The sequence below is a fragment of the Flavobacterium sp. genome, assembly GCF_044348915.1.
Lineage (GTDB): Bacteria > Bacteroidota > Bacteroidia > Flavobacteriales > Flavobacteriaceae > Flavobacterium.
In genome coordinates this window covers 1-8,394 of record NZ_JBIKRX010000104.1, presented here as the reverse complement: position 1 = coordinate 8,394, position 8,394 = coordinate 1, and the positions used below count along the sequence as shown (strand labels likewise).

Annotated in this window: 8 protein-coding genes; 4 read left to right on the top strand and 4 right to left on the bottom strand. The window is 35.5% G+C overall.

Annotated elements, in window-relative coordinates:
• Positions 1-340: 340 nt before the first annotated feature.
• Positions 341-1,516, top strand: coding sequence for a hypothetical protein (locus ACIQ1E_RS12860; protein WP_396171709.1), 1,176 nt, complete (start codon positions 341-343; stop codon positions 1,514-1,516).
• Positions 1,517-1,572: 56 nt separating this feature from the next.
• Here the strand turns inward: ACIQ1E_RS12860 and ACIQ1E_RS12855 are convergent, their stop codons facing one another.
• Complete coding sequence (locus tag ACIQ1E_RS12855; RefSeq protein ID WP_396171710.1) at positions 1,573-1,857, bottom strand: GNAT family N-acetyltransferase; 285 nt, start codon at positions 1,855-1,857, stop codon at positions 1,573-1,575.
• A gap of 355 nt (positions 1,858-2,212) precedes the next feature.
• Between ACIQ1E_RS12855 and ACIQ1E_RS12850 the strand changes: the two genes are divergently transcribed.
• The gene (locus ACIQ1E_RS12850) at positions 2,213-2,878 is read left to right on the top strand and encodes an alpha/beta hydrolase (RefSeq protein WP_396171708.1); all 666 of its coding nucleotides are present in this window, start codon (positions 2,213-2,215) and stop codon (positions 2,876-2,878) included.
• A gap of 82 nt (positions 2,879-2,960) precedes the next feature.
• Here ACIQ1E_RS12850 and ACIQ1E_RS12845 read toward each other — a convergent pair whose 3' ends face one another.
• The gene (locus ACIQ1E_RS12845; protein WP_396171707.1) at positions 2,961-3,476 is read right to left on the bottom strand and encodes a DUF2892 domain-containing protein; all 516 of its coding nucleotides are present in this window, start codon (positions 3,474-3,476) and stop codon (positions 2,961-2,963) included.
• A gap of 164 nt (positions 3,477-3,640) precedes the next feature.
• Here ACIQ1E_RS12845 and rpmH point away from each other — a divergent pair, with 164 nt between their 5' ends.
• A complete protein-coding gene (rpmH, locus tag ACIQ1E_RS12840) occupies positions 3,641-3,802 on the top strand; it encodes a 50S ribosomal protein L34 (RefSeq protein ID WP_022828464.1) in 162 nt (53 codons plus the stop codon).
• Between the two features lie 156 nt (positions 3,803-3,958).
• Positions 3,959-6,811 carry a carbamoyl-phosphate synthase large subunit gene (gene carB / locus ACIQ1E_RS12835; RefSeq protein WP_396171706.1) on the top strand — a complete coding sequence of 951 codons (2,853 nt, stop codon included), beginning with the start codon at positions 3,959-3,961 and terminating at the stop codon, positions 6,809-6,811.
• 269 nt (positions 6,812-7,080) lie between these two features.
• On the opposite strand, the gene ACIQ1E_RS12830 is transcribed toward carB, so the two are convergent.
• Together ACIQ1E_RS12830 and ACIQ1E_RS12825 are read right to left on the bottom strand one after the other, a co-directional pair.
• On the bottom strand, positions 7,081-7,797 hold the full coding sequence (locus ACIQ1E_RS12830; RefSeq protein ID WP_396171705.1) for a hypothetical protein: 717 nt from the start codon (positions 7,795-7,797) through the stop codon (positions 7,081-7,083).
• Between the two features lie 21 nt (positions 7,798-7,818).
• Complete coding sequence (locus tag ACIQ1E_RS12825) at positions 7,819-8,133, bottom strand: hypothetical protein (RefSeq protein WP_396171704.1); 315 nt, start codon at positions 8,131-8,133, stop codon at positions 7,819-7,821.
• Positions 8,134-8,394: the final 261 nt, after the last annotated feature.

Here is an 8,394-nt window from a genome sequence, read left to right as displayed (position 1 = left end):
TGCATCTTCCTTAAATCGCTTGTTAAATGTTATTGAATTCACACCTATAAATTTCTCCCTTGTACTCATTTGACAAAGGTAATACTATTTTCGTTTTTGGGCGGCCTAAACGCCTATACCTATTAATCTAATTAAATCTAATAATTTGAATTATTAATTTTTTTTTTAAACAAGTCGAAAATTTGAATTGAAGTATTGAATCAGAGTCTTTTTCGAAAGTGTTTGCTTTTGAACAGGTGTAAATGATATTTATAGTAATATTATGTGAAAAAAAAGTAAATATATGTAATTTAGCATCCGTAGTTTGAATACTCAACAATATAATTAAAATATTAAAAAGATGAAAAATAGTATAATAGCAATTGGAATAGTACTTGCCAGTTTATTTAGTTTTCCCGTTTTTGCACAAAGCAAAGATGAGCCGGTATCCTTAGGTTTGCCCGGGGATGATTTGGATTTATATGCAGTGATGGAGGTTTTTCAAAAATCAAAAACCATTGAAGCTTTTGAAAAATCAATAAATGAAGAAAAATCAAAACTCAACAATCTTGATTTAGATAAAGATAAAAAAGTTGATTTTATCAAAGTGGTAACTAATAAAGATGGTGATTCTTTTAGTTTTATTCTGCAAGTCGCCGTTAGTAAAACAGAAAATCAAGATGTTGCCGTAATTTTTGTTTCAAAGGATAAAAGCGGAAAAGTTGCTATGCAAATTGTAGGCGATGAAGATTTGTATGGCAAAGATTATGTCGTCGAACCAAAAGGATCTAGCGCAGGAGGAACTGCAAACCCAGGATATACAGGAGGTAGCACTGAAGTGATGAACTTACCAGCACAATCTACAACAACTACGGTGGTTGTTCAATCAGCTCCAATCGTTCAGTATGTTTATTCACCTGCTTATGTGCCTTATTATCCTCCTTATTATTATGGATATTATCCACCCTATTATCATCCATTTGTTCCAATCGCACGTGCTGTTTTTTGGTCGAATAATTTCTATTGCCACGGAGGCTATTATGGTGGTTATCATGGATCGGTCAATATTAATGTGAACAATGTAAATCATTATAACAACTATAATAATAATTCTAGAAATAGGTCGAATACCGTTGCCAATAATAAAGCGAACGGAAGTTATGGCAACAGAGCTTCTGCAGGTAACAATATGAACAGAGGTAATAACGCATCGACACGTCCATCAGCGGGGAACAATGCATCGACTCGTCCATCGGCTGGGAATTCGGCGGCGACACGTCCTTCTGCTGGCAATTCATCAGCATCGAGACCTTCGGCAAGGTCGACAAGTCCTTCCACTAGCAATTCAAATCGTCAATCGTCTGGTGCATCCAATTATTCCCGCCCTTCTACTTCTAATAATTCTTTCAATAGCGGAAGTAGTAATCGTAGTAGCGGAGGAGGTAGTAGTTACAGCGGCGGCCGAAGTAGCGGTGGTTTTAGCGGTGGTGGTCGCGGCGGCGGAGGAGGAATGCGCGGCGGCGGCGGAAGAAGATAATTTCTTAATGTTACGTGAAAAAAAAAGAGGCTGTTTTGTTAGAAACAGCCTCTTTTTTATATCCTAATTCCGGGAGGAAGCAATTCTTTATAAATAGGATTCTTTTTGAAGAATACTACAATTTTCGGGAGTATAGGAACGACTTTAAGTTTTCGTTCAATAGCAATTGCCATAATTTCTTTTAGTAAATTTGAAATAAAGACTTCGTCCTCAAAGGAATCTGGTACATTAATTTTTGTTAAGAATATTTTTTTTTCTTGAAATGAATATTCTACTGTAACCAAGCCTTGTTCAGTTATGGTTTCAAATTGTCTAGCAAAAGTATTGTCTTTAATTTCGATAAGCGCTGCGGTTTCCATACTATTATATTTAATTATTTGGCTCTAGTGCCAAAGGTATTTTTGATTTAGAATTGATTTTTAGGGGTAAAATCAATTGTTTATTTTTTGTAGAAAAAACTTTTGCAAAGGTAATAATTTGATTTTCAATTTCAAACGATTTTCGATTGTATCTTGATCTAAGGATTTCTTTGTCAGGCAATACGCATAATGCTTGAATGTGTTCAAGGCAAAATCAAAACATTGGACTAAAGAATTGGATGTTTAAATTTATTGCTAAAATCAGGTTGAAATCGGTTTTGGTTCGAGTAAAAAAATTAATTTTATACAAAATTTAGTTTTCAGTTAAAATGCAATTATGAGCAAAATTCCAGTATATTTTATGCCAGGGCTGGCAGCGAGTTCGGCTATTTTTGAAAAAATTAGTCTGTCGGAGGCTATTTTTGAAACTATTCTATTGGAATGGGAAATCCCTTTGGATAATGAAACCTTGTCTCAATACGCTAAGCGAATCGCGCTAAAGGTTACGCATCCAAACCCAGTTTTGGTTGGAGTATCTTTTGGTGGAATTTTAGTTCAGGAGATGGCGCAGTTTATCGATGCTAGAAAAGTAATTATTATTTCGAGCGTGAAAACAAATTTGGAATTTCCAAAAAGAATGAAAGTCGCCAAAGCAACTAAAGCCTATAAACTGATTCCAACTAATTTATTTGCCAATATCGAGAGTTTGTCGGCGTTTTCTTTTGGAAGTAAAATAAATCAGCGCCTCAAACTGTATGAAAAATTTCTACGAGTTCGAGACAAACATTATTTAGATTGGGCCGTGGAGCAGGTTATTCTATGGGAGAGAACTGTTGCGGATGAAGGGGTTATTCACATTCACGGTGATGAAGATGATGTTTTTCCGATAAAAAATATTCAAAATTGTATGGTTGTCAAAGGAGGGACTCATGTTATGATTCTTACAAAGTACAAATGGCTGAACGAAAATTTGCCGAAAATCATTTTGAAATTAAAAAATTAGCCACGAATTACACGAATTTTCACAAACTGAATTAGTGGAAATTCGTGTAATTCGTGGCTTAATTGATAGCTCTGGCTGTGATTTATATTTTCTTCATTTGCTCTTTCATCATTTTAATCTGATCGGTAAGCATATTTTGTTTGTCTAATTTTTTAGCTTCATTCAATAAATTGGTAGCTTCCAATTTTCTTCTTCTTGACATTGCAATTCCAGCAAGATTCAATTTGGCTACGGCCAAATCCATATCCATCGACAATCCGAGTTCGATTGCTTTCTTAAAATATTTTTCAGACTGATTGATATTAGTTTGAGAAAGCATAATTCCGTGCAAATAATTGAAATAACCTTGTTGCTTTCTAACCAATGCACCTTCTGGATTTTTGATATAAGCCAACCATTTTTTGGCGCCGTCGAAATCTTGTTTTCTTAATTTTAGGAACGCCAAAAGGATGAATTCGTTTTTGAAATAAAGAAAAACAGGAAAAGCAGTCATTAGTATAAGGAAAATGCCATTACCAATATTAGATTCTGTAAATTGCCAAACCGCTGCAACTACCAGAAGGCCAGCGATAATAAGTTTGATATTCTTGTGAAACATAGTGTGTAAATTTATATCAGCAAAGATAGCAAAAGGAATTAAAAAAAAAATTATAAAACTACTTGCCAGAAATAAAAGTCTTTGTATATTTGCACTCGGTTTTAGAATAACGGAATTCAAAACCATCGAAGATACATAAATACATTTTTTAAAGATACAAAGCAATGAGCAAAAGAACGTTTCAACCATCGAAAAGAAAAAGAAGAAATAAGCACGGATTTATGGACAGAATGGAATCTGCAAATGGAAGAAAAGTGCTAGCTCGTCGTAGAGCTAAGGGAAGACATAAATTGACTGTTTCTTGCGAACCAAGACATAAAAAATAATGTTTCTATAAACATCATAAAGGCGTTACTTTTTTTAGTATCGCCTTTTTTTATACCTATTCGTTAAAAAAATAATTGGGTTCTTGGTTTAATGTTACAGAATTAACTAAAAAATCAAGAACTTTGAAAACTTAATAAACAACAAACAACTACACTATGCCAAAAGACGCTTCAATAAAATCGATTTTAATTATAGGTTCAGGTCCAATTGTAATTGGTCAAGCTTGCGAATTTGATTATGCAGGTTCCCAGTCAGCTCGTTCTATTCGCGAAGAAGGAATAGAAGTGATATTGATCAATTCGAATCCAGCAACAATTATGACTGACCCTTCAATGGCAGATCATATTTATTTGAAACCATTGACTACCAAATCGATTATTGAAATCCTAAAAGCACATCCACAAATCGATGCAGTTCTACCTACAATGGGAGGTCAAACCGCGTTGAACTTGTGTCTGGAAGCGGACGAAAAAGGGATTTGGCAAGATTTCGGAGTAAAAATGATTGGTGTCGATGTGAATGCCATCAATATTACTGAAGACCGCGAGCAATTCAAACAATTATTGAAGAAAATCAATGTGCCTTCTGCACCTGCAGAGATTTGTACTTCTTACCTTCGAGGTAAAGAAATTGCGCAAGAATTTGGTTTTCCATTGGTAATCCGTCCTTCATTTACTTTAGGAGGAACAGGGGCGGCTATTGTTTACAAAAAAGAAGATTTTGACGAGCTTTTGACAAGAGGTTTAGAGGCATCGCCTATTCACGAAGTACTTATTGATAAGGCTTTGATGGGTTGGAAAGAATACGAATTGGAATTGTTGAGAGACAAAAACGATAATGTTGTTATTATCTGTTCTATCGAAAATATGGATCCAATGGGGATTCACACAGGTGACTCAATCACTGTGGCTCCAGCGATGACTTTGTCGGATACCACTTTTCAAAGGATGAGAGATTACGCCATTTTGATGATGCGTAGTATCGGGAATTTTGCGGGTGGTTGTAATGTACAATTCGCTGTTTCTCCTGACGAAAAAGAAGATATTGTTGCAATTGAAATCAATCCGCGTGTGTCTCGCTCCTCGGCTTTGGCATCAAAAGCAACGGGGTATCCAATTGCAAAAATTGCTTCGAAATTGGCTTTGGGTTACAACTTAGATGAATTGCAAAATCAAATTACCAAATCAACTTCGGCTCTTTTCGAACCGACTTTAGATTACGTAATTGTAAAAATACCACGTTGGAACTTCGATAAATTTGAAGGGGCCGATAGAACTTTGGGTCTTCAAATGAAGTCAGTAGGTGAGGTTATGGGAATTGGACGTTCGTTTCAAGAAGCCTTGCACAAAGCAACGCAATCATTAGAAATTAAAAGAAATGGTCTGGGTGCTGACGGAAAAGGATATACCAATTACGAGCAAATTATCGATAAATTGACGCACGCTAGTTGGGATCGTGTTTTTGTGATTTATGATGCAATCGCCTTGGGAATTCCGTTGAGCCGCATTCACGAAATCACCAAAATTGATATGTGGTTCTTGAAACAATACGAAGAACTTTATACTTTAGAAAAAGAAATTTCTGGTTTCAAATTGGAAACTTTGCCGAGAGAATTGCTTTTAGAAGCGAAACAAAAAGGTTTTGCCGACAGACAAATAGCACATATGTTGGGTTGTATGGAAAGCCAAATCCACAATTTGCGTATGGAAATGAACATCAACCGTGTGTTCAAATTGGTAGATACTTGTGCGGCTGAGTTTACCGCAAAAACACCTTATTACTATTCAACTTTCGAGGCCGAAATTGAAACAGCCAATGGAGAACGATACGTTCACAACGAAAGTATTGTAACCGATAAGAAAAAAGTAATTGTTTTGGGTTCTGGTCCGAATAGAATTGGTCAAGGAATCGAATTTGATTATTCTTGCGTTCACGGCGTTTTGGCTGCCAAAGAATGTGGGTACGAAACTATTATGATCAATTGTAATCCAGAAACGGTTTCGACAGATTTTGATACGGCCAACAAACTGTATTTTGAACCTGTATTTTGGGAACATATCTACGATATTATTCAACACGAAAAACCAGAAGGTGTTATCGTGCAATTGGGTGGACAAACCGCTTTGAAAATTGCTGAAAAATTAGCCAAATACGGAATCAAAATCATTGGAACTAGCTTTGATGCTTTGGATTTAGCCGAAGATAGAGGGCGTTTCTCTGATCTTTTGACTGAACTTAAAATTCCTTTTCCTCAATTTGGAATTGCTGAAACGGCTGACGAAGCTTCTGCTTTGGCTGACACTTTAGACTTTCCGTTATTGATTCGTCCTTCTTATGTTTTGGGAGGTCAAGGAATGAAAATTGTGATCAATAAAAAAGAATTGGAAGAGCACGTTATCAATTTGCTAAAACAAATTCCGGGTAATAAATTGCTTTTAGATCATTACCTTGATGGTGCCATCGAAGCCGAAGCTGATGCAATTTGCGATGGTGAAAATGTGTACATCATCGGAATAATGGAGCATATCGAACCTTGTGGAGTGCATTCGGGTGATAGTAATGCGACTTTGCCTCCGTTCAACTTGGGTGAATTTGTAATGACGCAAATCAAGGAGCATACTAAGAAAATTGCTTTGGCATTGGAAACGGTTGGATTAATCAACATCCAATTTGCGATAAAAGACGATATTGTTTACATCATCGAAGCCAATCCTAGAGCTTCACGAACAGTGCCGTTTATTGCGAAAGCCTACAACGAGCCGTATGTAAATTATGCTACGAAAGTAATGTTGGGCGTAAATAAAGTAACTGATTTTACATTCAATCCTCAGTTGAAAGGATATGCCATCAAGCAACCTGTTTTCTCTTTCAGCAAGTTTCAAGGAGTGAATAAAGCCTTAGGACCAGAAATGAAATCGACAGGAGAAAGTATCTTGTTTATTGACGATTTGAAAGACGACCAATTTTACGAATTGTACTCGAGAAGGAAGATGTATTTGAGTAAATAAGCTTAATTTTATAAATTGAAAAAGCCCCGTTTGGGGCTTTTTTGGTTTTTGGACACTAGTGAATCCTTACACTAACGTGAGAATCCCGAATACAGCCTGTTCCGATTTTTATCGGGATGACCCGATTGGTCAGTCCTGAGCTAAGCCGAAGGGTCGGTGGTGTTTGAAATAGGTGTTTATTTTTATTGGAATATCAAGATGTCGCTTCGCTAAATGGAGAGGCGCAGTCCGTTAGTTTCTAGCGGAGCCGTCTACTCGATTGGTGGCAGTTATTTTATCACTTCTTTAATTTGAGTTAGAATTTCCTTGTCTCTTTTTGAATATTTTTTGTTATTCTCCCAATCGGTTGTAACCATTGCTTTGAAGGCTTCTGCAATTATTTCGTCTGGTCCATAATTATAACTGCTTATTTTACCTGTTTTTTCATATACAGATTTAGGTATTTCTACTTTGTTATTTGATACCTCTCCTTTTTCATTTACTGAATAAATTTGTTCGTCTAAATAACCAAATAAGGTAGAAAAAGCACCGATGAATCCTTTTGTTCCGTCATATTTTGGATACTTACTAGTCAAAAGCATTGCATAATTTGTCATCACATTTTTTTCGTTAGGCAATTTTATCACATAATCTAACTCGTAATTATCGGGATTTGTAATTCTGATTTTTTCAATTTCAGGTGGTATTAAAAATGGACTAATTTTATTAAAACCAATTAGTGAATATAATTCTTCTCGTTTTTTTATATTGTAACGAGTATAAATATGTAAATATTCGTGAATTAATGTTTCTTCAACGTCTTTCTTGCGTTTTTCAAAGGTTAAAAACTTAAGCTCCTTTTTGGGGATTACTATAGCTTCTTGATTTGTATAATAAGCGTTAAACTCTTCTTTTCCCGTAGTTTTGACAATATAAACTGTATCTCGCAATATATTGGGACTAATTTTTCTTATCTTATTTTGAGAGTGGATAAGTAATTCCGTCATTTTCGTAATATCATTTTCGCCTCAATTTAAACATTGTTCTTTTAAAAATGTTGCGTATTCTTTCTTATTCATTTCTTCAGATTGACTTGATAAGTCTTTTTCCATTCTTATTGAAGCGTCAAAATAGCTATTCCAACGATTATAAAAATCACTTTTTAGTAAATAATTTCCAGCATTTTCAGCATTAAGAAATACGATTGTTTGATTTTCCCCTTTCACGGAACGATTTTCTGTAATTTCTGTTCCTGAGAATCCCGAAAAAACGAAATAAAAAACAGTTCCTAATGTAACTATTGGTAACATAATGTATTTAAATAATTTCTTTAATATTTTCATTGTCGTGTTTATGAGGGTTTGTATAATTGCCCCCAACGGTAGGACGCTTGGCGAAGGACGACCCCTTGGGAGTCTTTTGCCAAACGGCCAGAGTGTGCCCTGCATCCGCAGGACACACTCTGTAGTGTCGAAGAAAAATTCGAAAATACAAATTTCGGATTAAGAATCAAAATTATGGAGTGTTATTTTTCTAGAGGGTGCAAGTCCCTTATGGGCGGTTTAACAAACCGAACCATTAGCACGTCGCAAGCTGGTTTACCG

Coding starts and splice junctions, on each gene's coding strand:
- ACIQ1E_RS12860 (WP_396171709.1), top strand. CDS start 341: ATGAAAAATAGTATAATAGCAATTGGAATAGTACTTGCCAGTTTATTT.
- ACIQ1E_RS12850 (WP_396171708.1), top strand. CDS start 2,213: ATGAGCAAAATTCCAGTATATTTTATGCCAGGGCTGGCAGCGAGTTCG.
- ACIQ1E_RS12845 (WP_396171707.1), bottom strand. CDS start 3,476: ATGTTTCACAAGAATATCAAACTTATTATCGCTGGCCTTCTGGTAGTT.
- rpmH (WP_022828464.1), top strand. CDS start 3,641: ATGAGCAAAAGAACGTTTCAACCATCGAAAAGAAAAAGAAGAAATAAG.
- carB (WP_396171706.1), top strand. CDS start 3,959: ATGCCAAAAGACGCTTCAATAAAATCGATTTTAATTATAGGTTCAGGT.
- ACIQ1E_RS12830 (WP_396171705.1), bottom strand. CDS start 7,797: ATGACGGAATTACTTATCCACTCTCAAAATAAGATAAGAAAAATTAGT.
- ACIQ1E_RS12825 (WP_396171704.1), bottom strand. CDS start 8,133: ATGAAAATATTAAAGAAATTATTTAAATACATTATGTTACCAATAGTT.